Source organism: Curtobacterium sp. NPDC089185, from assembly GCF_040685235.1.
Taxonomy (GTDB): Bacteria; Actinomycetota; Actinomycetes; order Actinomycetales; family Microbacteriaceae; genus Curtobacterium; species Curtobacterium citri.
The window spans coordinates 1-22,688 of record NZ_JBFBHK010000029.1; the positions used below are offsets into that span (position 1 = coordinate 1).

Genomic DNA, 22,688 nt, shown 5'->3' on the forward strand with positions numbered 1-22,688 from the left:
ACCCCGTTGGTGTCTGTGTTTTACTTATTTTTTTTGACAGATGGCCTCCCACTACATCGCTCTATTCGCCGCCGCCCCCCCCCCCCCCCGGGGGGGGGGGGGGGGCCCCGGGGCCCCCGCGCCTCCCGTCCGTGTCCTGGTTGCGCGGCTAGGGTGGGGGCCTGCCCCACGAAAGGAGCGCCCGTGAGCCTGCTGAGCAGCATCTCCTCGCCGCGCGACCTCAAGCGTCTGTCGGACGCGCAGATGACCGAGCTCGCCGCCGAGATCCGCCGGTTCCTGGTCGCCGAGGTCGCGAAGACCGGTGGGCACCTCGGGCCGAACCTCGGCGTCGTCGAGCTGACGCTCGCGATGCACCGGGTGTTCGACTCCCCGCACGACCCGTTCGTCTTCGACACCGGGCACCAGTCGTACGTGCACAAGCTCGTCACCGGGCGGCAGGACTTCTCGCACCTCCGGGAACGCGGCGGGCTCGCCGGCTACCCGCAGCGCAGCGAGTCGGAGCACGACATCGTCGAGTCCTCGCACGCGTCGTCGTCGCTGTCCTGGGCGGACGGCATCTCGCGCGCCTTCCGGCAGACCGGGCAGGACGACCGCACCGTGGTCGCCGTCGTCGGGGACGGCGCGCTCACCGGCGGCATGACGTGGGAGGCGCTCAACAACATCTCCGACGGCAACGACCGTCGGCTCGTGATCGTCGTCAACGACAACGGGCGCTCCTACGCTCCGACCATCGGCGGCATGGCGCGGTTCCTCAGCTCGGTCCGCACGCGTCGTGAGTACCGCGCACTGTTCGAGAAGTCCCAGGCCGTCGCGTCGCACTTCGGGGCGCCGGGCCGGGCGTTCTACCGCGGGCTCCGCGGTGGCATGCACGGGTTCCTCTCGCGGTTCACGAACAACGAGGCGCTGTACTCGAACCTCGACATCAAGTACATCGGCCCGGTGAACGGTCACGACGAGCGCGCGATGGAGGCGGCGCTGCGGCAGGCCAAGGCCTACGGTGCACCGACGATCGTGCACGCCATCACCGAGAAGGGCCACGGCTTCGAGCCCGCGCTCCGTGACCAGGCGGACCAGTTCCACGCCGTCGGGCACATCGACCCCGAGACCGGCGAGTCGCTCGACGTCTCCGCGGGGCCGTCGTGGACGTCGGTGTTCGCGTCCTCGCTCGCCGACCTCGGTGCAGCGGACCCGCGCATCGTGGCGATCACGGCGGCGATGCTCCGTCCGACCGGCCTCCACCGGTTCCAGGAGCGGTTCCCGTCCCGGGTCATCGACGTGGGGATCGCCGAGCAGCACGCCGTGACCTCGGCCGCCGGGCTGGCCTACGGCGGGCTGCACCCCGTCGTGGCGCTGTACGCGACCTTCCTGAACCGGGCGTTCGACCAGGTGCTCATGGACGTGGCGCTCCACCGGGCCGGCGTGACGTTCGTGCTCGACCGCGCGGGCATCACCGGGCCGGACGGGCCGTCGCACCACGGCATGTGGGACCTCGCGCTGCTGCAGGTCGTCCCGGGCATCCGGATCGCGGCGCCGCGTGACGCGCCCACGCTGCGCGAGGAACTCGGCGAGGCCGTCGCCGTCGACGACGCCCCGACCGTGCTCCGCTGGTCGAAGGGGTCGGTCGGGCCGGACGTCCCGGCGCTCCGACGGCTGCACGACGGCGTGGACGTCCTGCGGGACCCCGCCGAGGGGCAGGAACCCGACGTGCTGTTCGTCGCCGTCGGCTCGATGGTGCAGGTCGCCCTCGAGGCCGCCGCACTGCTCGAGGCGCAGGGCATCGGCGTCACCGTGGTGGACCCGCGGTGGGTCGTGCCGATCCCGGCGTCGCTCATCGACCTGTCGCGCGAGCACCGGCTCGTCATCACCGTCGAGGACGGCGTCCGCGTCGGCGGCGTGGGCACCCGGCTGCGGCAGGACCTCCGCGCGGCGGGCGTCGACACCGGGGTGAACGAACTGGGGCTGCCGGACGAGTTCATCGACCACGCCTCGCGCTCCGAGATCCTGGCGGACGTCGGGCTGACGGCGCAGGCCATCGCGCGCGACGTGATCGACCAGGTGGTCGGGACGAAGCTGCCCCAGGCGAAGCCGGCGCGGACGCGGGAGTCGGCGGACCGCTGAGTGGCGGTGGCCGTCGCTCGGTTCGGCGCGTGGTTCGGCGCGTGGTTCGCCGTGCTGCAGCACAACGGAAAGCACCTCGCGCCACGGAACTCCGTGGCGCGAGGTGCTTCCCGTTGTGCGGGGACCCCGCAGGGCCGCGCTAGCGCGAGGCGGGGCCGACGATCGCCGGGTCGTGGAACCGGCCGCCGAAGACCCGCTCGGACGCACCCGAGCGGTCGAGGTACGGGCTGATGCCGCCGGCCTGGAACGGGTAGCCCGCGCCGAGGATCAGACCGAGGTCGATCTCCTCGACGTGCTCGACCACGTGGTCCTCGAGCATCCGGTGCACCTCGTCCGCCAGGGCGTCCTCGAACCGCTGCTGCATCGTCGCCGCGTCGACCGGCTTCGCGTCCTTCTTCGACGGTGCGACGAGCTTCACGGCGGCGGGGTCGTACCCGGTGACGCTGCCCTTCTTGTCGCGCGTCAGGATCGTGCCGTGCTCGGCGATCCGCTTCAGTCCGTCACCCGGGTAGAAGCGCTCCGGCCATGCGGCGTGGTGCGAGTCGAGCACGTGCGCGCCGACCGGCAGGCCGACGAGCTCGAGCAGCTCGAACGGCGACATCGGCAGGCCGAGCGGCGCCGCACCCTCGGCGACCGTCTCGAAGGGCGTGCCCTCCTCGACGCCGCGCATCGCCTCGCCGAGCACGCGGGCGAGCACGCGGTTGACGACGAAGCCGGGCTGGTCGGCGGTCACGATCGCGGTCTTCTTCAGCGTCTTCGCGACGGCCAGGGCGGTCGCGACCGTCTCGTCCGACGTCGACGCGGTGCGCACGACCTCGAGCAGCGGCATGACCGCGACGGGGTTGAAGAAGTGGAAGCCGACGAGCCGCGACGGGTCGGAGAGCACCGAGCCCATCTCGGTCACCGACAGCGACGAGGTGTTCGTGGCGAGGATCGCGTCGGGTGCGATGACCTGCTCGATCTTCCGGAGGACGTCCTGCTTGACCGACATCTCCTCGAAGACGGCCTCGATCACCCAGTCGGCGTCCGCGAAGGCGTCGTACGACACCGAGCCGCTGACGAGGGCCTTGATGCGGTTGGCGTCGTCCGGTGAGACCCGCTTCTTGGCGAGCAGCTCGTCGACCGAGGACCGGATGCGCTCGACGCCGGCGTCGACCCGCGACTGGTCGACGTCGGTGATGACGACGGGGACGCCGAGACGACGGGCGAACAGCAGCGCGAACTGCGACGCCATGAGGCCGGCGCCGAGGACCCCGACCTTCGTGATCTTCTTCGCCTCGACGCCCTCGGGAGCACCGACCGGCTTCTTCGCACGCTTCTGCACGAGGTCGAACGCGTACATCGACGCGGCGAACTGGTCGCCGCCGAGCAGGTCGGCCAGGGCGTCGTCCTCGTCGGCGAAGCGGTCGTCGAGCGACCCCGACCTCGCCGCGGCGACGAGGTCGAGGGCGCGGAACGGCGACTTCGGGACGGTGCCGATCTTCGACGCGACCTGCGACCGGGCGACCTTGACGACGGTGCCCCACGCGGCCTTCTCGATCATGCCGGGCTCGTTCTTCCGGACGACCTTGGTGCGACCGGACACGACGCCGTCGGCCCACGCCACCGCCGACGGCAGGAAGGTCACGGACGGGATGAGCGCGTCACCGATGCCGATCTCGACCGCGGCGGGGCCGTCCATCAGACGGTTGTTCTTGAGCGGGTTCTCGACGATGACCCGGAGGGCCTTCTCCGGACCGATCAGTCGGGGGAGCAGCGTGGCACCGCCCCAGCCGGGGATGATGCCGAGGAAGACCTCGGGCAGCCCGATGCCCTGCGCCGCCGACGAGAAGACGCGGTACGTGCAGTGCAGGGCGATCTCCAGGCCGCCGCCGAGCGCGATGCCGTTCACGAACGCGAACGACGGCACACCGAGGTCGGTCAGCTTGCGGAGGGTCGCGTGCCCGAGGGACCCGAGCTCGTGCGCGACCTCGCGGGAGGGCAGCGCGGCCGCCTGCGACAGGTCGGCGCCGGCGGCGAAGCAGTACTCCTTGCCGGTGATCGCGACCGCCTGGATGCTGCCGGTGGACGCCGCCGCGCGCAGGGTGTCGAGCACGTCGGACAGCTCGCGCATGGTCCGCGGGCCGAGCGTCGACGGGCGCTTGAAGTCCTTGCCGTTGTCGAGCGTGATGAGCGCCAGGGTGCCGCCGGACGGCAGCGCCACGTGCTTCACGTAGGAGTGGGTGACGACCTCGTCCTCGCTCAGGGCGGTCAGCTGGTCGATCGCAGTGGTGGTCATCGTCAGGCCGCCTTCCGTGCCGCGCTCTTGCTGAAGTTCGGGTTCTCCCAGATCACGGTGCCGCCCTGACCGAGCCCGATGCACATCGTCGTGATGCCGTACCGGACGTCCGGACGCTCGGCGAACTGCGCCGCGAGCTGGTTCATCAGCCGGACGCCGCTCGACGCGAGCGGGTGCCCGACGGCGATCGCGCCGCCCCAGGCGTTGACGTTCGGGGAGTCCTGCGCGATGCCGTAGTTGTCGAGGAAGGCGAGCACCTGCACGGCGAACGCCTCGTTGATCTCGAACAGGCCGATGTCGTCGATCGTCAGGCCCGCCTTGCGCAGCGCCTTGTCGGTCGCGGGGACGGGGCCCACGCCCATGACCTCGGGCTCGACGCCGGCGAAGGCGAACGAGACCATGCGCATCTTGGTCGGCAGGCCGTGCTGCTTCGCGCCGTCCTCGGACGCGAGCAGGCTCATGGTGGCACCGTCGTTCAGACCGGCTGCGTTGCCCGCGGTGACCCGTCCGTGGGGCCGGAACGGCGTCTTCAGGCCGGCCAGTGCCTCCAGGGTGGTGCCCGGTCGCGGCGGCTCGTCCTTCGCGACGATGTCCCAGCCCTCGCCGGTGTTCACCTCGACCGGCACCACGTCGGGCTGCAGCTTGCCGGCCGCCCAGGCGGCGGCGTAGCGCTGCTGCGACTGGACGGCGTAGGCGTCCGTTCGGTCCTTCGTGATGGCGGGGAAGCGGTCGTGCAGTCGCTCGGCGGTGCTGCCCATGACGAGGGCGTCGCCCGCCACCATGCGCTCGGCGATGAACCGGGGGTTGACGTCGGCGCCGAAGCCCATCGGGTGTCGGCCCATGTGCTCGACGCCGCCGGCGATCGCGACGTCCGCGGCACCGAAGGCGATCGCGCCGGCGAGGGTGGTGACGCTCGTCATCGCGCCGGCGCACATGCGGTCGATCGCGTAGCCGGGGACCGACTTCGGCAGCCCGGCGAGCATGCCGACGGTCCGGCCGAGGGTCAGGCCCTGGTCGCCCTGCTGGGTGGTGGCGGCGACGGCGACGTCGTCCACCGCCGCACCGTCGAGCTGGCTGTTCCGGTCGAGCAGGCCGCGCATCGCGTGGACCGCGAGGTCGTCCGCGCGGGTCTTCCAGAACACCCCCTTCTCACCGGCTCGTCCGAACGGGGTGCGGACACCGTCCACGAACACGACGTCTGATGCCTTGGGCAATCGGGGCCTCCAGATCCACTTCGATCGGGTCGGGACGCGTTCCGCCCCGACCGGCCGGGCAGCGCCCGGCGACACCGGAGACGCTATGCCCGGAGGCTGGACGGACGCATGCCCGTTGGGGTGTTCCTACGAGCCGGTGTTGCTCTCGGCAGCAGGCTGCTGTCCGGCGTCGACAAAGGCGTGCGCGATGATCGACGCCGTCTCCTCGACCTGCCACGGACGGGCGTCGTGCGACGCGAGCGCGGCGCCGACGGTCTCGGTCGCGATCGGCGTCGGCGGCTCCCACGACACCACGCGGAGGGTCTCCGGCGTGAGCAGGTTCTCGACGGGCAGGTCGAGCTCCTCGGCACGGGTGACGACGGCGGCACGGGCGGCCTTGTACCGGCGGTCCGCGTCGGGGTTGCGGTCGGCCCAGGCGCGGGGCGGCGGGAGCGTGGCCTCGCCGGTCCCGCGGAGCTTCGGCAGGTCCTCGGTCGTCCGACCCTCGTCGACGGCGGCCCACCACCGGTCGAGCTCCGACCGGCTCGCGCGCCCGGTGAACGCCTTCACCGCGCCGAGTTCCGACCGCGACGTCGGGGCGGCCGCCGCGGCCGCGACGATCGCCGAGTCCGGCACGAGCCGACCGGGGGCGATGTCGACCTCGCGCGCGTACGCGTCGCGGGCGAGCCACAGGGAGCGGGCGATCGCCAGCGCCCGTGCACCGCGCAGCGCGTGCATGCCGGACAGCCGACGCCAGGGCTCGGCCTTCGGCGGCTTCGGGGCGCGACCGAGCACGGCGGCGAACTCCTCCGATGCGATCCGGGACTTGCCGGCGGCGTCGAGCACGGCGGCGAGGGCGTCGCGGAGGTCCGGCAGCAGTTCCACGTCGAGCGCGGCGTAGACGAGCCAGGCCTGGGGGAGCGGACGCGTCGACCAGTCGGCGGCGGAGTGCGCCTTCGCGAGCGTGATGCCGAGCAGCTGCTCGACGACGGCACCGAGTCCGACGCGGGGGAAGCCGGCGATGCGGGCGCCCAGCTCGGTGTCGAAGATCCGGGTCGGCACGAGGCCGACCTCCTGCAGGCACGGCAGGTCCTGCGATGCGGCGTGGAACAGCCACTCCTCGTCGACGACGGCGTCCTGCAGCTCGGCGAAGTCGCCGATCGCGATCGGGTCGAAGAGGAAGGCACCGGCACCGCGGCGGAAGACCTGGATCAGGTAGGCGCGCTGCGAGTAGCGGTAGCCGCTGGCGCGTTCGGCGTCGACGGCGACCGGGCCGTGGCCGGCGGCGATCGCGGCGACCGCCTCGAGGTACTCGTCGCGGTCCTCGATCACGTGGACGGCGTCGTGCGCGTCCTCGAACGCGGGATCGGCGGGGTCGGTCACTTCGTGGTCCTCCTCGGGGCCAGCAGCGTCACGCCGTCCGACGCCGGCGGGAGCCCCGCGAGCATCGCGACGATCTCCTCCCAGGCCTCGACGTGCGCGGTGAGGTCCTCGTCACGGGGCGTCCAGGACGCCCGGAGCTCCAGCTGTGCGCCGTCGCCCTGGGCGGCGAGGTCGCCGTAGCCGCGCGAGATGATCTTGGTCGCCGTGCCCGACGCCCGGTCGTAGCTCGCCCCGTGTGCCTCGAGGGCGTCGACGAGCCAGCTCCACGTGACGTCCGCGACGAACTCGTCGACGCCGATCTCCGGTTCGAGCGGTGCCTGGGCGAAGGTCACCACGCGGAACGCGCCGCCCCACCCCTCGGGTTCTGCGGGGTCGTACAGCGCGATGAACCGGCCGGTGCCGAGGTCGGAGTCGATGCCGTGCACCGCACCGGAGACGTCCGCGGCCAGGGCGATCGAGTGCGGCGCGATCCGCGAGGGCGAGGGGATCTCGGTCACCGTCGTCTCGGTGCGGGTGCCGCCCGACGCGACCAGCGCGCGCAGTCGCGCGAAGGCCTCGGGCTCAGCGGATTCGGACACGCTTGCAGACTAGGCTCCGCACCATGTCCCGATCAGCGCGACCCGCCGAGGACGTCGCCCAGGAAGCCGTGCGCTCGGCGGGCCTCGTCGCACTCGGGGCGGGGGTCGCCGCCGCCGCGATCGGCACCGCCGTGGTGGGCGGGTTCGTCGCCGCCGTCGCCCGGGCGGTCGTCACCCCCGACCGGAAGCGCGCCGAACGGGTCCCGATCCACGCGGTCGACCCGGACCGGATGACCGTGACCCTCGAACGCACCGCCGACACCGAACTCCAGGGCCGCTACAGCCTGTGGTTCGGCGGCGGGACCGGGCACATGCGGATCGGCGAGGTCCTCGGAACGACCGAGACGACCGTCACGCGGCGCATCATCGCCGTCGACGCCGGCGACCCGACCACCGCTCGACGGGGACGCTGGGGCGGCTGGTTCTACCTGAACCCCGGCGAGCTCGACGTGCCCGTCGAGGACGTCGACATCCCCACCCCGAACGGCCCCTCGCCGGCCTGGATCGTCCGTGCCGACGACCCCGACGCCCCGTGGGCCGTCCTCGTGCACGGCCGCGGTGTCACCCGCGCCGAGACCATCCGCGCCGTGCCCGTGTTCCGCGCCGCCGGGTACTCGGTCGTGCTCGCCTCGTGGCGGAACGACGGCGTCGCACCGCGGAGCTCCGACGGCCGCTACGGGCTCGGCACCACCGAGTGGGAGGACGTCGACGCCGTGCTCCGCTGGCTCGCCGCCCGCAACGCCCGGAGCGTCGTGCTCATGGGGTGGTCGATGGGCGGTGCGGTCGTGCTGCAGACCCTCGTCCGCTCGCGCTTCGCCGGGATGGTCGACGGGGTCGTCCTGGAGTCGGCCGTCGTCGACTGGCACGAGGTGCTCAAGTCGCAGAGCCGGGTGCTCAAGCTGCCGCGACCCGTCCGGAAGGTCGCACAGCGGCTCCTCCGGACCCCGGTCCTGCACCGCGTGGTCGGCCTCGAGCAGCCGGTCGACCTCCGCGAGCTCGACATGGTCGCCCGCGCGGACGACCTGACGGTGCCCATCCTGATCCTGCACAGCGACGACGACGGGTTCGTGCCGTCGTCGGCGTCGCACGAGCTCGCGCGGGTCCGGCCCGACATCGTCCGGCTCGAGGTCCAGACGACCGCGCGGCACACGAAGCTCTGGAACCACGACGCGGACTGGTTCGACGCCCGCATCCTCGCGTGGCTGACCGAGGTGGTGCAGCCGACGGACGCGACCAACGCCCGGTAGTCGGCACGCTGGACGGACGGGAGGCGAGTGGCGGATCCGCCACGCGCCTCCCGTCCGGTGGTGCGTCTCAGGCCGCCGCGGCCGTCTGCACCTGTCGCTGCACCCGGCCGAGCATGCCGACCATGCCCCGCATCCGCAGCGGACTGACCGCCTCGGTGAGCCCGAGCGTCAGCGGGTAGTCCACCGGGACCGCGAGGACCTCGGGCGCCGTCAGCCCGGACAGCCCCTGCGCGAGGATCGACGCGAAGCCCCGGGTGGTGGGCGCCTCGCGGGGTGCCGTCGCGTGCATCCGGACGACGTCGGGAGCGTCGCCGTCCGCACCCACCGTCACCGTGATGAAGACGGGGGACTGGCACTCCTCGACGCGCTCGAGCTCGTCCTCGTGCCCCTGCAGGCGCTCGGGCAGCGCGGGGAGCTCGTCGGAGAACTCGAGCAGCAGCTGGAGCCGGTCCTGCTGGGACAGCTCGAGGAAGTCGTCGCGGATCTCGGCGAGGGCCTGGGGGAGTTCCTCGCTCATCGGGCGGGCACGGTCCCCGGCTCGGTGCCGACGGCGATCGGCACGCGCACGGCGCTGCCCCACTCGGTCCACGAGCCGTCGTAGTTCCGGACGTTCTCGTAGCCGAGCAGGTGCTGCAGGACGAACCAGGTGTGGCTCGACCGCTCACCGATGCGGCAGTACGCGATGACCTCGTCCGCGTCGCCGATGCCGGCACCCTCGCGGTACACGGCGTCGAGCTCGTCACGCGACTTGAACGTGCCGTCGGCGGCGGCCGCGGTCGCCCAGGGGATGTTCACGGCGGTCGGCACGTGGCCGGCGCGGAGGGCACCCTCCTCCGGGTAGTCCGGCGCGGTGGTGCGCTCACCGGAGTACTCCGGAGCGCTCCGCACGTCGATGAGCGGCTTGCCGAGGTGGTCGAGCACGTCCTCCTTGAACGCGCGGACCTGCTCGTCGCGGCGCTCCACGACGGGGTACTCGACCGGGGTGACCTCGGTGCGGTCGGTGGTGAGCGCGCGGTCCTCGGCGATCCACTTCGCCCGGCCGCCGTCGAGCAGGCGGACGTCCTCGTGGCCGAACAGCGTGAACACCCAGAGGGCGTACGCGGCCCACCAGTTGTTCTTGTCGCCGTAGACGACGACCGTGGTGTCGCGGCCGATGCCCTTGCCGCCGACGAGCGCCGCGAAGGCCTCGCCGTCGACGTAGTCCCGCTGGACGGGGTCGTTGAGGTCGGTGTGCCAGTCGATCTTCACCGCACCGGGGACGTGGCCCGTCTCGTAGAGCAGGACGTCCTCGTCGGACTCGACGACCACCAGGTCCGGGGAGCCGACCCCGGCGTCGAGCTGCTCCTGGAGCCACTCGGTCGACACCAGGCGCTCCGGGTGGGCGTAGGCGGCGAACTTCTCGGACGGGTCGACCGGTGCGGTCATCGGGGGTACCTCCAGGGGGTGCGGCTGCACCGGACTAGGATCGGTCGTCGGTGCCTGTGGGCAACGGTACGCGGACGTGCCGTTCGACTCCTGCAACGTGACACCCGCCGACTTGCTTCCCTCCGGAGGACCCGTTGCCCGCTCACCTCGTCGACCGCGACCCGCAGGTCACCCCGCAGCAGATGGCCGCTGCGCTCGTGCCGCCGCCGCAGTTCGCCGACGCGTCGTTCGCCAGCTACCGACCCGATCCGGAGTACCCGTCGCAGGCGGACGTGCGCGACGCCGTCGAGCGGTTCGTCGCGACCCGCCCCGAGCCGGCGAAGCGCGGGCTGTTCGGCCGGCGGCGCGAGCCGGTCCAGCCGACGCGCTCGGGCGTCTACCTGGACGGCGGGTTCGGTGTCGGCAAGACCCACCTGCTCGCGGCGGCCTACCACGCGGAGCCGTCACGCAAGACGTTCGGCACGTTCATCGAGTACACCGCCCTGGTCGGCGCGCTCGGGTTCCAGGGCACCGTCGACCTGCTCCGCGGGACGTCGCTCGTCTGCATCGACGAGTTCGAGCTCGACGACCCGGGCGACACGATGGTGATGACGCGCCTCATCAAGGAGCTCTCCGAGACGGGGACCCGGTTCGCCGCCACGTCGAACACGCCGCCGGGAGCGCTCGGCGAGGGCCGCTTCGCCGCCCAGGACTTCCTCCGCGAGATCCAGGCGATGTCGGACCGGTTCGACACCATGCGCATCGACGGCCTCGACTTCCGCCGACGAGCGGTCGACGAGTCGGCCCGTGTGGTCGACGACGTCGTCGCCGGACTGCCGGCCGGCGCCACGACACTCGACGACTTCCGTGCGGTCGTCGGTCACCTGGCGAGCGTGCACCCCTCGAAGTACGTCGCGCTGGTCGACGGGCTCGACGCGGTGGGGCTGACCGACGTGCAGGCGTTCACCGACCAGACCGACGCGCTCCGCTGGGTCGCACTGGTCGACCGCCTCTACGACGCGCAGGTGCGCATCGTCGCGTCCGGCACGCCGCTCGACCAGGTGTACCCGCAGGCGATGCTCGACGGCGGGTACCGCAAGAAGTACCTGCGGGCCGCGTCGCGCGTGGTCGCGCTCTCCCGCGCCGCCGACTGAACCGCGCGACGGACGGGAGGCGCGTGGCGGGCCCGCACCGCGCCTCCCGTCCGCCCGTTCCCGGCTCCCCGAAACACACCGTTTACACGGGGACCCGTCGCGTTACACCCGCGAAACAGTTCGTGCTTCCTCGCGAAACCTCACGTCGCCAGACTCTGAACACCCGAGGGCGGTCCCGAGAGCCGCACTGCAATCGCGAGAGGTGAACAGATGCTTGATCAGGGCAACACGGCATTCGTGTTGATCATGGCGGCGCTGGTGTTGTTCATGACACCGGGCCTGGCCTTCTTCTACGGCGGCCTGGTGAAGGCCAAGTCCGTCATCAGCATGATGATGATGTCCTTCGGGGCCATCGCCCTGGTCGGCGTCCTGTGGGTGCTCTACGGCTACGCGATCGCGTTCGCCAACCACGGCGCCGGCACGAACGTCGCGGGCATCGTCGGCTTCTTCAGCATCGACTGGAACCAGATCGGCCTCGGTCAGGCGTTCGAGGAGTCGCAGGCGTCGACCATCAACGCCGCGTACCCGTCGATGGCCTTCGTCGGCTTCCAGGCCACCTTCGCGATCATCACCGTCGCCCTGATCTCCGGTGCCATCGCCGACCGCGCGAAGTTCGGCGCCTGGATGGTCTTCGCGGGCGTCTGGGTCACCGTCGTCTACTTCCCCGTCGCGTCGTGGGTCTTCAACCTGACCTCGGGCATGTTCGCGACCTGGGGCGTCATCGACTTCGCCGGTGGCACCGCGGTCCACATCAACGCCGGAGCCGCCGGTCTGGCGCTGGCGATCGTCCTCGGCAAGCGCGTCGGCTTCGCCAAGGGCGCGCACAAGCCGCACAACCCGCCCTTCGTCCTGCTCGGCGCCGCGATCCTCTGGTTCGGCTGGTTCGGCTTCAACGCCGGTTCGGAGGGCGCTGCCGACGGTGTCGCTGCGCTCGCCTGGGTGAACACCCTCGCCGCCCCGGCCGCCGCGATCCTCGGCTGGCTGCTCATCGAGAAGATCAAGGACGGCAAGGCCACCTCGGTCGGCGCCGCCTCGGGTGCGGTCACCGGTCTGGTCGCCATCACCCCGGCCTGCGCCGCGCTGACCCCGGGCTGGGGCATCCTGCTCGGCTTCCTCGCCGGCATCGTCTGCTGCTTCGCGATCGACTGGAAGTACAAGCTCGGCTTCGACGACTCGCTCGACGTCGTGGGCGTCCACCTGGTCGGCGGCATCTTCGGCACGCTCTACCTCGGCATCTTCGCCGACGGCACCGGCCTCATCTACTCGGGTTCGTTCGAGCAGCTCGGCAAGCAGGCCGTCGCCGCCGCGGCCGTCCTCGTGTACTCGTTCGTCCTGGCCTTCGTGATCGGGTTCGCGATCGAGAAGACCATCGGCTTCCGCGTCAAGACCGAGGACGAGGTCGCCGGCATCGACACCGCCGTCCACGGTGAGGAGGGCTACGTCCTCTACGAGGAGCGCGACGAGACCCCGGTCTCGGTCCGCTAGCACCGTCCACCCCGCACGACGACGGGCCCCGCGCACACCAGCGCGGGGCCCGTCGTCGTGTGGGGCGGCGGGCGGGTGCTCGGTAGGGTGGCGCCGTGGACGACGTCACCCTCGCGCACCCGCTCGTCGACGCGGTCGGTCCCGGGTTCGTCGTGCACGAGACGGACGCCGCGGTGGTCGAGTGCTCGAGCGAGCGGACCGGACTCCTCCTCGAGGCCCGCCGCGCCGGGGTCGTCGCCGTGCTGCTCACGCCCGTGTCGTCCCGGCTCACCGCCGCGATGTCCGCGATGCTCCGCCGCACGGCGTCGAGCTGGGTCGTCCGCGAGGGGGACCGGTACCGTGCAGCCGGGGCGGACGTCGTGGCGGACGACGTCGCCACCGCGATGCTCGCGCCGCAGACGGTCACCCGCTCGGCGGCGATCGGGCCGGGCGCGGTGCCGTGGGTCGAGGCGCTCGTCTCGGTGCACCACCCGGCATCGGAGGCCGCGACCCTCGGGCGGACCGCGGAACTCCTGCTCGCCGGCCTCGGCGACGTCGGCGATGTCGGCCTCGAGGCCTGGGGCACGGTCGAGCCCGCCACGCTCGCCTGGAGCGTTGCCGAGGTCACCGCCTTCGCCCGCCGCCGGGCACCCCGACCGACACGCCTGGTCGCCGTGGCACCCACTGCCGGCGGGGTCGCGTCCGTCCAGCTCCGCATCGAACGCTCGGCCACCGGCGTGACCGAGGAGACGCGGCTCGTGCTGCCGCGACCCGCCCCGTCGGACGGGCTGCCGCCGGACGACGACGTCCCCACGGTGCTCGCGGACCTCGCCCAGCGACAGCGGGTGCTGCTCGGGACCGCCTGGCGGACGAGCGGTCACCCCGACGCCACCGTGTCCGCCCACCAGCTCCCGTTGCCGGTGCCGCTCGGCGCCGTCGTCGGGGCCGCAGCGGTGCGGGACCTCGGCATCGATCCCCGGACGCTCCCCACCGGTGCGCGGGCGGTCGGACCGGCCCGGGTCCCGTCGCTGGTGCTCGACCCCACCCCGGACGACGTGCGGTCCGGGGTGGTGCTGTCGCGCGGCGCCGACGCGGAGGCCCGGTGGCGGCGGCTCGCGCAGCTCGGGGACGCGCTCGGGCCGCGTGCCGTCGAGCTGCTCGGCTTCGGGGACCGACGATGAGCGCCGAGTGGGTCGTGCTCTCGCCACGGCACGTCGATGCCGCTGTGGTCGTCGCGGCAGCGGCCGGCGAGGACCCGGCGATCGGCATCCGCCAGCTCTGGGAGGGTGACGCCCTGCAGCTCGTGGCCGACGACGGGGTCGTGCTCCTCACCCTGTTCCAGTCCCGCGAGCTCGTACGGACCGTCGATGCCGCGCGGCTGCTCGGGACGCACTCGTCCGTGACCCCCTTGTTCGGGGGTGACGAGCCGGTATGGTGGACCTCGGTCCACACGGCCGCCCAGGACCCGTCCCGAGCGGCGGCCGAGCGGATCGTGCGGGACGTCGCCGCTGCGGCCGGGGGCCTGGCGGTGTCACGGTCCGCCGTCGGAGACTGACGAGGATCGACACGGCGCGTCGCGGGACGACGGGACCACGGAACGAGGGGGAGCGATGGGGAACGGCTGGCAGATCGACCCGGCGGGCGTGCAGACGACGCTCGCGGGCACCGAGACAGCGGCGACGAACCTGTCGACCGCGTTCGACGGGCTCGCCAATGCCCACGCGGCACTGACGACCGCGGTCGGTGACGACCAGGCGGTCGCCGGAGCGGTCGCCGCCCTGATCGAGAGCCACACGGCGCTGCTGCAGCGCGTCGGAAACCACATCACCGCCGGTCTGGCCGGCGCTGCCAACGCGACCATGGCGTACTACCAGGGTGACGAGGAGATGGCCGCGACGGCGCAGGCCAACGCGATCCGCGCCTCCAGTACGGGCGACTTCGCCGGTGTCGACCTCGGGGACGGCGCATGACCGGGCAGTGCCGCGCCGACGGCCTGATCGACCCGGACGCGATCCCCGGCGCGAACATCAAGCCCGAGCAGGTCGACGCGGCCGGCACCGCCTTCGCGACCGCCGGCACCGACGTGCAGACGCGCGGATCCGAGGTGAAGACCGCCTGGGCCGGCCTCGGTGGCAGCTACACGACGCCGGACTCGGCCGAGCTCCTCGCCGTCATGGACGGCGTCGAGACCGACACCGTTGCGCTGGCCGGGACCATGCAGAAGGTGTCGACCGCGATCAGCGACTACGCCACCGTCGTCGCCCCGATCGCGCGACGGCTCGTCGAGCTGAAGGCCGAGGCCGAGACCTTCGTGGCGAAGGCGCTGCAGGGCAAGACGGTCGGGCCGTGGGACCCGGAGCACCCGGCGAACCAGGGACCGGTCGGCCTGGTGCAGCACTTCGGCGAGATCCTCGACGACGTGCACCTACGCTGGGACGAGTACACGCCCTACGTCGACGAGAACAACGAACTGCTCACGAAGGTCGCCGAGCAGGAGACGAAGCTCTCGCAGGCCTCGACCGACTGCGTCAACGCGATCAACGGGCTCCGGACCGACATGTGCATCGCCGAGGTGCAGGCGGTCGACTACACGGCGGCCGTCAAGGCGAACGAGCCGATGCCGTGGGGGAGCACCGGTCGCGGCGACCAGTCGTGCCAGGAGTCGTTCAACTCCGGCGTCGGCGACGCTGCCGTGGGGACCGTCGAGGGCCTCGGTGGGCTGATCGGCTACAACTCGCAGACCGGCGAGTGGGGCGACGGCGAGTGGGCCGGGCAGTCGTGGCTCGGGTTCGCCGAGTCGCTCGGCGCGCTCGCGCTGATGGGCAGCCCGCCGTTGATCCTCGCGGCCACACTGCCGCCGGGCGTCCTGCCCGACGTGGTGCGCGAGACCGCGCAGGGCATCACGGCGAAGCAGCAGGCGATCGTCGAGGGCTTCGTCGGTTCGCCTGAGGACTGGCGGGACGACCCCGCTCACGCCGCCGGTGGTGCCGCGTTCAACATCGGGACGCTGTTCATCCCGGGTGCCGGCGAGATCGGTGCCGGCGCGAAGGTCGCAGCCGTCGGCTCGCGGGTCGCGGCCATGGCGGCGGACGGCAGTCGGCTGGCGGCCTTCGGATCGAAGGTCGCGGCGGCGGGGACGACGATGGTCCGGGTCGGGGACGCCCTGTCGGCGATCCCCGGTCGGGCGCTCGACGGTCTGGGAGACCTGGTGTCGCGGGGGCGGGGGAGCTTCGCGGACGCGCTCCGGGGGCTCGGGGACAACATCCCGACGGTGAAGGTCAGCGTGGAGCACGCGATGGCGACGCCGGACGGGTTCGGCGTCGGGATCGGGCGGCCGCACATCGAGGTCGGGCACCCGGAGCCGGGGTCGCACTGGTTGCACTCGGTGGCGGATCGGGTGGAGGGGGGAGGCCATTCCGTTGACTCCGACGCACCGCTCGACACACATGCCGGGCACATCGAGAGAGGCGCAGGGACCGGGGACGCCAGCACTGTGGCTGCTCCTGTGCCCTCCGACGCCCGGGGCAGTGGGTGGCATCAGGTTCCGGTCGACCCCAGTCACGCTGTGGTCCGCGTCGCACATGACGATCCGGTCCTGCGGACGGAGAACCTCCAGCCCGATACGCGCTACGAGCTGACGGACCGTCAGACCGTTCACATCACCGATGCGCACGGACGTCCGGCGTTGACGGAGGCATTGATCGAACGGAAGTTCCCGCTTTCGGAGCGTGTCCGCGATGGTCAAGCACAACGCGACGCTGGTGGTCTGGACCGGCTCCCGGAGGACCACGGCGGTCACATCGTCTCAGCGGCCCACGGCGGTTCGCCATTCGGCGTCAACTTGACTCCTGAACACGGACGCGTGGTCAACTTGGGCGAGGTTCGTCGGGTTGAGAACGACATCAGTCGGCTGCTGGACGAAGATCCAGCGACCCCGGTGTACCTCCGCCGCGAGATACAGTTCGATGGCAGCGAGCAGCGTGGTTCAGTATTCTTGGTGAGCTGGGGCCGCCACGGCACGGAGAGTCTGCAGCAGGTCATCATCAAGAATCCCGTCTCGTTCGAGGCGTCGAGGAAGGCTGGGGGGCTACCAGAGTGAGCTCGTTGACTGAACTTCACGATCTGCAGAATCGACTTGCGATCATCACCTTCGACCGCCTACACCCTGGATGGTCCAGAGCGACTTCTGTGTTCGTGGACGTCGGTGTCACTTCCAGATTGCAGCGTGCTGTACTTCGCGAGACGTCATTGGTGCACTCGCCCCCTGCGGACCTAACGGAGTACCAGGCGTGGATTGATCTCCGTGAACTCATGGCGGACGATTCACATGGAGCCTGGTTCAGTGGACGTCTTCACCTCGAACAGACCGGCGCTTATCGGTTCGAGTTCGACTGGGACTCGGAACCTTCCTGGCCCGTGGAGGTCGACCTCGACGGCAACATTGTCAAGAGCGAGCGCGTTGAAACGTCGCAGTTTCGCGAGGATCTCCAGCGGTATCCGCGCACTGCCGAATTCATTCCCTCGTGGCTCGGGGAAAGACTGGTGTCCACCGGGTTGCGCTTCGCTGACACCTGGCTCGAGGAGTTCCGCGCACTCGCGGACCACTCGAACTGGCAGATCGTGAGGGACATGCTACGAGACGCGGTACAAGCCGGCACCGATGATCGCGGAGTAGCGGTCGGAGCGGATCAAGTTGCGGAGGTTGTGTCAAGTCAGTTGGCCGCCTCGACGACCGTCGGCCAGATCGAGAGGCTGTACCGAGACGCGACTGGACTGGGGCTCGTCCCGAACCTCCCAGAGGCGTCGAGCGAATCCTCCACGAAGACACGGAACGCACTCCGGGCTGACGAAGCATTCCGAGAACGGTTCGACGCCTTGTTCCAGCCCCTTCTGTCGCTAGCGGCTCAGGAGCTCGGGAACGTCGTTCCGGCTCGCTGACATTGATCGGCGGTACGGGCAACAGTGCTTTTGTTCTGGTGCTACGCTCGGCGTGACGGGAGGGGGGCTCCTAGGCGGCAACGCGCGATGAGTGGCGGGGTTCTTTCGAAGACTCACAAGCGGTTCCTTACTCAATACTCCGGGGAGTTTGCCCGGGTCAGCTGAGTGTCGAAGGAAGGTGACTGTGGTGATCGACGTCAGTGATTGGCTGCTCGTCGCAGAATGGGATGCTCGAGCTGAATCAGCTGATGCCATAGCCGCTCGCATCGTCCAGACTTCGGCCGCGGTGCTCGAGGCATTTCCCTCCTTCAACGACACCTGGACTGTTCACGACCGAAGGATCCCCGGCGCGGATGCACGATCCTGGGGAGGGGTGATCGCCGCCTCGCCCTACCGGGTCGATGGCGTGGCGGAACCCGCTCGTGGATCTGCCCTCTCCTTGGTCTCCGAGTTCGAGAGTGGGACTTTCCTTCGAGCGGTCATCACAGCTGGTGCCACCTTCCAGACCACGCTGCACAAGCCGAATGAGTTCGCTCTTGACTTCGTGGCGGATCCGTTCAACGCTCGGATCGAGGTCGATCTGCCAGAGCGAGCCCGGCGACGGTTCGGACAGCTCGGCGCTGAGATCCAGCGCATCTGGGCCGCTGGGGACCTCCGTGTCGAATACGGATGAGTCGCGGGCCAGCGTTTGACCGATATCGGGAGCAGGAGGATGAGCATGAAGCCTCGAGAATTGACCAATGCGGAGGTGAAGCGCGGAGCGCCCGCTCTGAGGAATCTCCTGAACGCCGTTTTCCACGCTGACTGGCGCGACGACTTCGACAGCGCTCGCGAGGCTCTGGAAGCGGACCTGTCGCGATACGGAGATCCAGACAGGCAGTTGGTGCACGAGGAAGCCGCTGAATTGCTCGCGAGCGATGTGACGGACTCGCAGGTCGAGCACTTCCTCGAATCGTCGGGAGCGGACCTCTGGATCGAGTCAGAGCTGCGAATGAGTGGACGCGTGTTCGCGCGGCTGATCTTTGACCTGACTGAAGACACCGCTTGATCGTCTCGACGGCTTCGGCGGTTCGCCACCGGGATCATCTTGACCATTCAGCGCGCATGCACTGTCCACCTGTTGAGGTTGGTCGGATCGAGGACGAGATGAGACGGCTGCTGACCGAGGACCCCGCGGGGCTCCTGCGAGGCGGCGACGCGCACCGGAGGTTTGGCCGGTTGAGTTCATCAGCGGACTACTACGAATCTCAGAACACGCTTGCGATCCTCACATTCGACCGGTTGGAGACGGGTTGGAGGAGAGCGACGAGCGTGTTCGTCAGCCTCGGCGTCACCGCTCGGATCGAACGTGCGGTCGAGACCGCGGGAACCGTGACGCATGCCCCGCCGGCTGACCTTGCCGAATTCGAGGCGTGGAGCGCGCTGCGTGAGGCGATGACCGAGAAGGAGCGCGGCACGTGGTTCACCGGTGTCCTCCGGCTCGAACCGACCGGCGCCTACCGGCTCGAGTTCGTCTGGGACGACGAGCCGCGTTGGCCGCTGTTGATCGACATCGACGGGAACCTCCTCGAGTCACTGCCGGTCGAGAAGGCGGAGCTCCGCGAAGATCTCTCGATGCATCCGCGGGCTGCTTCTCACACTCCCGCGTGGCTCGTCGAACGACTCGGATCAGCCCCGATCGGCTTCCGCGACCGATGGACTGAGACCCTCGCGCCACTGGCGGAGAGCCCGAACTGGAACATCGTCCGCGACATGGTGCGTGACGTGATCCAGGTCATCGGCGACGACAGCCAGCCCGTTCTCGAGAGTGACGTCGTTGCAGAAGGCGTCAGTAGCGACCTCATCGGCTCGACGCGAGCAAGTCAGCTGATGCGACTTCTGCGCGATGCATCAGCCGCTGGCCTCGTGGAGGAACCGGCGTCGCTACGATCCGATGAGAGCCGACCAGCCAGCGAGGTACTCAAGGAAGACGATGTGTTTCGGCAGAACATCCTTGTGCTGATGCATCTGGTCGACCAGCTTGCAACTCAGGAGATTGCAAACGTCGTGCCGGCCTGACGAACGAGATGCCGCCGCAGCGCGGCCGGTCGTCCTGTGATCACGGTGGAGAAGTGGAATCGCGACTGGCTGAACAGGTCGACGAGGACCAGATGTGGCTGCAGTTGTGAGGGAGATATTGTTCTTTGCTGAGGTCGGAGGTTGATGCGCAACATGGTGGATGTTTCGGGTTGGCACGCAAGTCTGCGGTGGGTGGCACGGAGTGACTCCGTCGACAGCATCGTGCGTGCAACCTCTCAGACCTGTGATCGCTTCGTCTCCGCCTTCGAAGGGTTCAGCGGCACGTGGCATGCAAGTAGTGCCGAGAGGACGGTCGAACTTCGCTCTCCGGAGTTCTCGTCGTTCGTGACCGCGAGCGTCGTCCGCACCAGTGGAGCGCCAGATCCGACTCGAGGCATCAGCTTCGCGCTGATTTCACCCACTGTTCGCGGCGTCCATGCGATGGTACGCGTGCGAGCTGGCGCTACTCATGAAAGTAGGAGAAGTGCGTCGAACAGCGTGACGATGGACTTCTTGTCCGCGACGCTCGGCGAGACACCGCACATCGACGGGCTAGGATTCGAGTACAGCAACTTCGCGTCGTGTGCTCGGTCGATCAGCGAATTCTGGAACGCTACGGACGTCCGGGTGACTGATCGCGCTCGTGGCGAACTCCTGACCTGATCGGTGCAACGGCGTCCACATGCGACTACTCAAGGAGATTGATCTCGCGAACTACGGCAACCGCATTCCCTTGATCGGTGAGTTCATCGAGAATCTGTTCCCGTTCTGGTGGGAGGACTACTCGTCGGTGGCTGACTACCTCGACTTCTACCTCGACGGGTTCTTCCGCGACGAGATCGCTGTCATGGCGAGTGAGTACCGCTCGCTCGACATCGACGATGCTCAGGACGAGGACATCAACTCCTTCCTGCACCGGATGAACGCGAACTACCGGTCCGATCAGGGGCCGAGCGGCGGACGGCAGATGCTCGCGCAGATCGGCGAACGGGTGGAGCAACTGGAACACGGCGCGATGCTGAAACACCGGTGAAGGATCTTGATGCCTCCGGACTGCGGCGCGCCATTCCCGCCCTCGCGGGATGGCTTCCGGGCGCCCTGTACTCGAGCTGGGAGTCGGACTACAGCAATGCCGTCGAGGCGCTCGACGATGTGCTCGAGGGGCTCTCGGAAGGGACGGCGACGGCCATCCAGGATGAGGTCGACACGGTGTTGCATCCGGGGGCGCGTGAGGATGACTTCTCTGCGATCCTCGTGAAGCTCGGCGTCAACCTCGACCCGGAGCGGCATCTCGGTCTGAGCGGCCGAGAATTCTTCCGACGCCTGTCGGAGGCGGTCCTGACGCGACGCTTCGACGCGCCAGATCGTTCCGTCTGAGCCGTCCCGTCCACTGAGAGTCCCGACTGGTCGAAGTCGCAGGAGCGAGGCGGGCGTCGACGAGACGCGGTCCCGGAGCACTTCGACCGACGCAGGGCCGACCCGAAGCGCTGGGTCGAGTCGCCCAGCTCGAGTACCTTCCGTGTTCGACCGGACGACCTCGACCACACCTGGAGCGCCGTGACCTCGATCTGGACCACGCAGCAGCCTGCCATGCGCGTGCAGTGGGGAACCCGACCGTTCGAGCCGGACGACGCCATCGGGGCCCTGCGGGAGACGCTGGCGGCCCTGGCGTGCTGCGGCGCGCCGTTCGCCGGTCCGTGGAAGCTCCTGGACCCGTCGTCGGAGGACGCGGACGGGTCGTTCGTCGGTGATCTCACCGACGACGAGGTGAGCCTCTTGATCCACCGCGGGGTCGCTCGCAACGCGGACGGACAGCCGTTCCCGTGGGACGGGTACAGCGTGTCCCTGGTCGGGAAGCTCGTCGGATCGGTCGGCGCTTCGATGCGGTTGCACGTCGGCGCGACCGTGACCGAGTACATCGTGAACGAGGTGGCCGTGTCGCTCCGGGCGGTGCAGCCCGGGGCGTCGATGGATCTCCGGCAGAGCTACGGTGAGCACCACGGCGAGGTCCTTCGGCGACTCGTCGAGCTCTGGCGTGCCGATCTGCGATGACCTCGTGGCCGCCGCCGCCGGTATCGTGGCGATCGCGGACGCCATCGAAGACGCCGGTGGCCTCGGCCTCGCTCGATGACGACCCACCGCGTGGAAGGACGAAGCATGACCGAGGTGCTCCCGTTCGGTGGGGAGCTGTTGTTGCGGCTCAGCTGGGGACCGAGGGGTGAGGGACTCGATGCCGTCGGTGTGAAGCTCCGGGCGACGGACGCCGTCGTCCGGAGGTTGCACACGCCGTTCGGACGAGCACTCGCGGTCGTCGACCCCGAGGGGAACGCGCTCGGGACCGTGCCGGACCTGGCAGACACGGCACTGGTCTCGGCCCTCGAGCTGGGTGTCGCGCGGAATGAGGACGGCGCTCCGCTCCCGCAGGACGGGTACTCCGTCCGTCTCGAGACCGCCCCTGGCGCCACACTCTCGGGACGGGTGGTGGATCGTCCTCCGGGAACTCGTCGCCATCTGGGAGCCGGACACGGCGGGTGTCTTCCTGGCGGAGGCGGAGGACGTGTTCCTCGATCTGGAGCTGTCGATCGAACTGGGGGTCGTGACGTACCGCGCTGCCCGCGACGTCTCGACGTCGGAGCTCGTGCGGACCACCGAGTCGGACGGGGGCACCTGGACCGAGGTGGTCGGTGCCGCGACTGCGACGGGCCTGCGCGACCTCGTCGCCGTGATCGTCAGAGCATCCGGAGAAGTGACCCGGTCCCGTCGTCGATGACGACGCGGAGCCCGGACGGACGGGAGGCGCGGTGCGGGGGGGGGGCCCCCCCCCCCCCCCCCCCCCCCGGCCCGGCCGGGCCCACCCCCCGGGCGGAGACACC

General features: G+C 70.2%; 22 protein-coding genes. 16 read left to right on the plus strand and 6 right to left on the minus strand.

Going from position 1 to position 22,688, the window contains the following annotated elements:
* Positions 1–183: 183 nt before the first annotated feature.
* On the plus strand, positions 184–2,118 hold the full coding sequence (gene dxs, locus AB0N84_RS15975; protein ID WP_289458446.1) for a 1-deoxy-D-xylulose-5-phosphate synthase: 1,935 nt from the start codon (positions 184–186) through the stop codon (positions 2,116–2,118).
* A gap of 139 nt (positions 2,119–2,257) precedes the next feature.
* On the opposite strand, the gene AB0N84_RS15980 is transcribed toward dxs, so the two are convergent.
* The 4 genes from AB0N84_RS15980 to AB0N84_RS15995 all read right to left on the minus strand — a co-directional run bounded on the left by AB0N84_RS15980 (position 2,258) and on the right by AB0N84_RS15995 (position 7,550).
* Complete coding sequence (locus tag AB0N84_RS15980) at positions 2,258–4,396, minus strand: 3-hydroxyacyl-CoA dehydrogenase NAD-binding domain-containing protein (protein ID WP_363548117.1); 2,139 nt, start codon at positions 4,394–4,396, stop codon at positions 2,258–2,260.
* Between the two features lie 2 nt (positions 4,397–4,398).
* Positions 4,399–5,610 carry a thiolase family protein gene (locus AB0N84_RS15985; protein ID WP_182046758.1) on the minus strand — a complete coding sequence of 404 codons (1,212 nt, stop codon included), beginning with the start codon at positions 5,608–5,610 and terminating at the stop codon, positions 4,399–4,401.
* A gap of 126 nt (positions 5,611–5,736) precedes the next feature.
* The gene (locus AB0N84_RS15990) at positions 5,737–6,972 is read right to left on the minus strand and encodes an HRDC domain-containing protein (RefSeq protein ID WP_069711017.1); all 1,236 of its coding nucleotides are present in this window, start codon (positions 6,970–6,972) and stop codon (positions 5,737–5,739) included.
* A complete protein-coding gene (locus AB0N84_RS15995; protein WP_069711016.1) occupies positions 6,969–7,550 on the minus strand; it encodes a DUF3000 domain-containing protein in 582 nt (193 codons plus the stop codon). The genes AB0N84_RS15990 and AB0N84_RS15995 overlap by 4 nt, the downstream gene beginning before the upstream one ends.
* 23 nt (positions 7,551–7,573) lie before the next feature.
* Between AB0N84_RS15995 and AB0N84_RS16000 the strand changes: the two genes are divergently transcribed.
* Positions 7,574–8,797, plus strand: a complete 1,224-nt coding sequence (locus tag AB0N84_RS16000) for an alpha/beta fold hydrolase (protein ID WP_363548122.1) — start codon at positions 7,574–7,576, stop codon at positions 8,795–8,797.
* A gap of 67 nt (positions 8,798–8,864) precedes the next feature.
* Here AB0N84_RS16000 and AB0N84_RS16005 read toward each other — a convergent pair whose 3' ends face one another.
* Positions 8,865–9,314: a SufE family protein gene (locus tag AB0N84_RS16005; RefSeq protein WP_363548125.1), complete on the minus strand. Its 450-nt coding sequence runs from the start codon at positions 9,312–9,314 to the stop codon at positions 8,865–8,867.
* A complete protein-coding gene (locus tag AB0N84_RS16010) occupies positions 9,311–10,222 on the minus strand; it encodes a sulfurtransferase (protein WP_363548128.1) in 912 nt (303 codons plus the stop codon). Before AB0N84_RS16010 ends, AB0N84_RS16005 begins: the two co-directional genes overlap by 4 nt.
* Positions 10,223–10,404: 182 nt before the next feature.
* On the opposite strand from AB0N84_RS16010, the gene zapE reads away from it, so the two are divergent.
* The 14 genes from zapE (at position 10,405) to AB0N84_RS16080 (ending at position 22,585) form a co-directional block, all read left to right on the plus strand.
* Complete coding sequence (gene zapE, locus AB0N84_RS16015) at positions 10,405–11,355, plus strand: cell division protein ZapE (protein ID WP_182046767.1); 951 nt, start codon at positions 10,405–10,407, stop codon at positions 11,353–11,355.
* Positions 11,356–11,565: 210 nt separating this feature from the next.
* Positions 11,566–12,840: an ammonium transporter gene (locus tag AB0N84_RS16020; RefSeq protein WP_069711012.1), complete on the plus strand. Its 1,275-nt coding sequence runs from the start codon at positions 11,566–11,568 to the stop codon at positions 12,838–12,840.
* Positions 12,841–12,935: 95 nt separating this feature from the next.
* A complete protein-coding gene (locus tag AB0N84_RS16025) occupies positions 12,936–14,000 on the plus strand; it encodes a DUF6177 family protein (RefSeq protein WP_363548131.1) in 1,065 nt (354 codons plus the stop codon).
* Positions 13,997–14,374, plus strand: coding sequence for a hypothetical protein (locus AB0N84_RS16030; protein ID WP_363548134.1), 378 nt, complete (start codon positions 13,997–13,999; stop codon positions 14,372–14,374). Before AB0N84_RS16025 ends, AB0N84_RS16030 begins: the two co-directional genes overlap by 4 nt.
* A gap of 55 nt (positions 14,375–14,429) precedes the next feature.
* Positions 14,430–14,789 (plus strand): DUF6507 family protein, encoded by a 360-nt coding sequence (locus tag AB0N84_RS16035; protein ID WP_363548137.1) that lies wholly within the window; start codon positions 14,430–14,432, stop codon positions 14,787–14,789.
* A complete protein-coding gene (locus AB0N84_RS16040) occupies positions 14,786–16,918 on the plus strand; it encodes a DNA/RNA non-specific endonuclease (RefSeq protein WP_363548140.1) in 2,133 nt (710 codons plus the stop codon). Before AB0N84_RS16035 ends, AB0N84_RS16040 begins: the two co-directional genes overlap by 4 nt.
* A gap of 317 nt (positions 16,919–17,235) precedes the next feature.
* Positions 17,236–17,757 carry a hypothetical protein gene (locus tag AB0N84_RS16045; RefSeq protein WP_363548143.1) on the plus strand — a complete coding sequence of 174 codons (522 nt, stop codon included), beginning with the start codon at positions 17,236–17,238 and terminating at the stop codon, positions 17,755–17,757.
* A gap of 184 nt (positions 17,758–17,941) precedes the next feature.
* Positions 17,942–18,430 (plus strand): hypothetical protein, encoded by a 489-nt coding sequence (locus AB0N84_RS16050; RefSeq protein WP_363548146.1) that lies wholly within the window; start codon positions 17,942–17,944, stop codon positions 18,428–18,430.
* 45 nt (positions 18,431–18,475) lie between these two features.
* Positions 18,476–18,805, plus strand: a complete 330-nt coding sequence (locus tag AB0N84_RS16055) for a contact-dependent growth inhibition system immunity protein (protein ID WP_363548149.1) — start codon at positions 18,476–18,478, stop codon at positions 18,803–18,805.
* Positions 18,802–19,815: a hypothetical protein gene (locus AB0N84_RS16060; RefSeq protein WP_363548152.1), complete on the plus strand. Its 1,014-nt coding sequence runs from the start codon at positions 18,802–18,804 to the stop codon at positions 19,813–19,815. Before AB0N84_RS16055 ends, AB0N84_RS16060 begins: the two co-directional genes overlap by 4 nt.
* Positions 19,816–20,497: 682 nt before the next feature.
* Positions 20,498–20,848: a hypothetical protein gene (locus AB0N84_RS16065; protein WP_363548155.1), complete on the plus strand. Its 351-nt coding sequence runs from the start codon at positions 20,498–20,500 to the stop codon at positions 20,846–20,848.
* Positions 20,845–21,192 carry a hypothetical protein gene (locus tag AB0N84_RS16070; RefSeq protein ID WP_363548158.1) on the plus strand — a complete coding sequence of 116 codons (348 nt, stop codon included), beginning with the start codon at positions 20,845–20,847 and terminating at the stop codon, positions 21,190–21,192. Before AB0N84_RS16065 ends, AB0N84_RS16070 begins: the two co-directional genes overlap by 4 nt.
* A 180-nt stretch (positions 21,193–21,372) precedes the next feature.
* On the plus strand, positions 21,373–21,867 hold the full coding sequence (locus tag AB0N84_RS16075) for a hypothetical protein (protein WP_363548160.1): 495 nt from the start codon (positions 21,373–21,375) through the stop codon (positions 21,865–21,867).
* Positions 21,868–22,372: 505 nt separating this feature from the next.
* Complete coding sequence (locus AB0N84_RS16080) at positions 22,373–22,585, plus strand: hypothetical protein (protein ID WP_363548163.1); 213 nt, start codon at positions 22,373–22,375, stop codon at positions 22,583–22,585.
* Positions 22,586–22,688 lie beyond the last annotated feature (103 nt).

Excerpts from the sequence above, each read along its gene's own strand:
- AB0N84_RS16040 (WP_363548140.1), top strand. The coding sequence starts at position 14,786 with ATGACCGGGCAGTGCCGCGCCGACGGCCTGATCGACCCGGACGCGATC.
- AB0N84_RS15980 (WP_363548117.1), bottom strand. The coding sequence starts at position 4,396 with ATGACCACCACTGCGATCGACCAGCTGACCGCCCTGAGCGAGGACGAG.
- AB0N84_RS16005 (WP_363548125.1), bottom strand. The coding sequence starts at position 9,314 with ATGAGCGAGGAACTCCCCCAGGCCCTCGCCGAGATCCGCGACGACTTC.
- AB0N84_RS16035 (WP_363548137.1), top strand. The coding sequence starts at position 14,430 with ATGGGGAACGGCTGGCAGATCGACCCGGCGGGCGTGCAGACGACGCTC.
- AB0N84_RS16055 (WP_363548149.1), top strand. The coding sequence starts at position 18,476 with ATGAAGCCTCGAGAATTGACCAATGCGGAGGTGAAGCGCGGAGCGCCC.
- zapE (WP_182046767.1), top strand. The coding sequence starts at position 10,405 with ATGGCCGCTGCGCTCGTGCCGCCGCCGCAGTTCGCCGACGCGTCGTTC.
- AB0N84_RS16020 (WP_069711012.1), top strand. The coding sequence starts at position 11,566 with ATGCTTGATCAGGGCAACACGGCATTCGTGTTGATCATGGCGGCGCTG.
- AB0N84_RS16010 (WP_363548128.1), bottom strand. The coding sequence starts at position 10,222 with ATGACCGCACCGGTCGACCCGTCCGAGAAGTTCGCCGCCTACGCCCAC.
- AB0N84_RS16065 (WP_363548155.1), top strand. The coding sequence starts at position 20,498 with ATGCGACTACTCAAGGAGATTGATCTCGCGAACTACGGCAACCGCATT.
- AB0N84_RS16030 (WP_363548134.1), top strand. The coding sequence starts at position 13,997 with ATGAGCGCCGAGTGGGTCGTGCTCTCGCCACGGCACGTCGATGCCGCT.
- AB0N84_RS16000 (WP_363548122.1), top strand. The coding sequence starts at position 7,574 with ATGTCCCGATCAGCGCGACCCGCCGAGGACGTCGCCCAGGAAGCCGTG.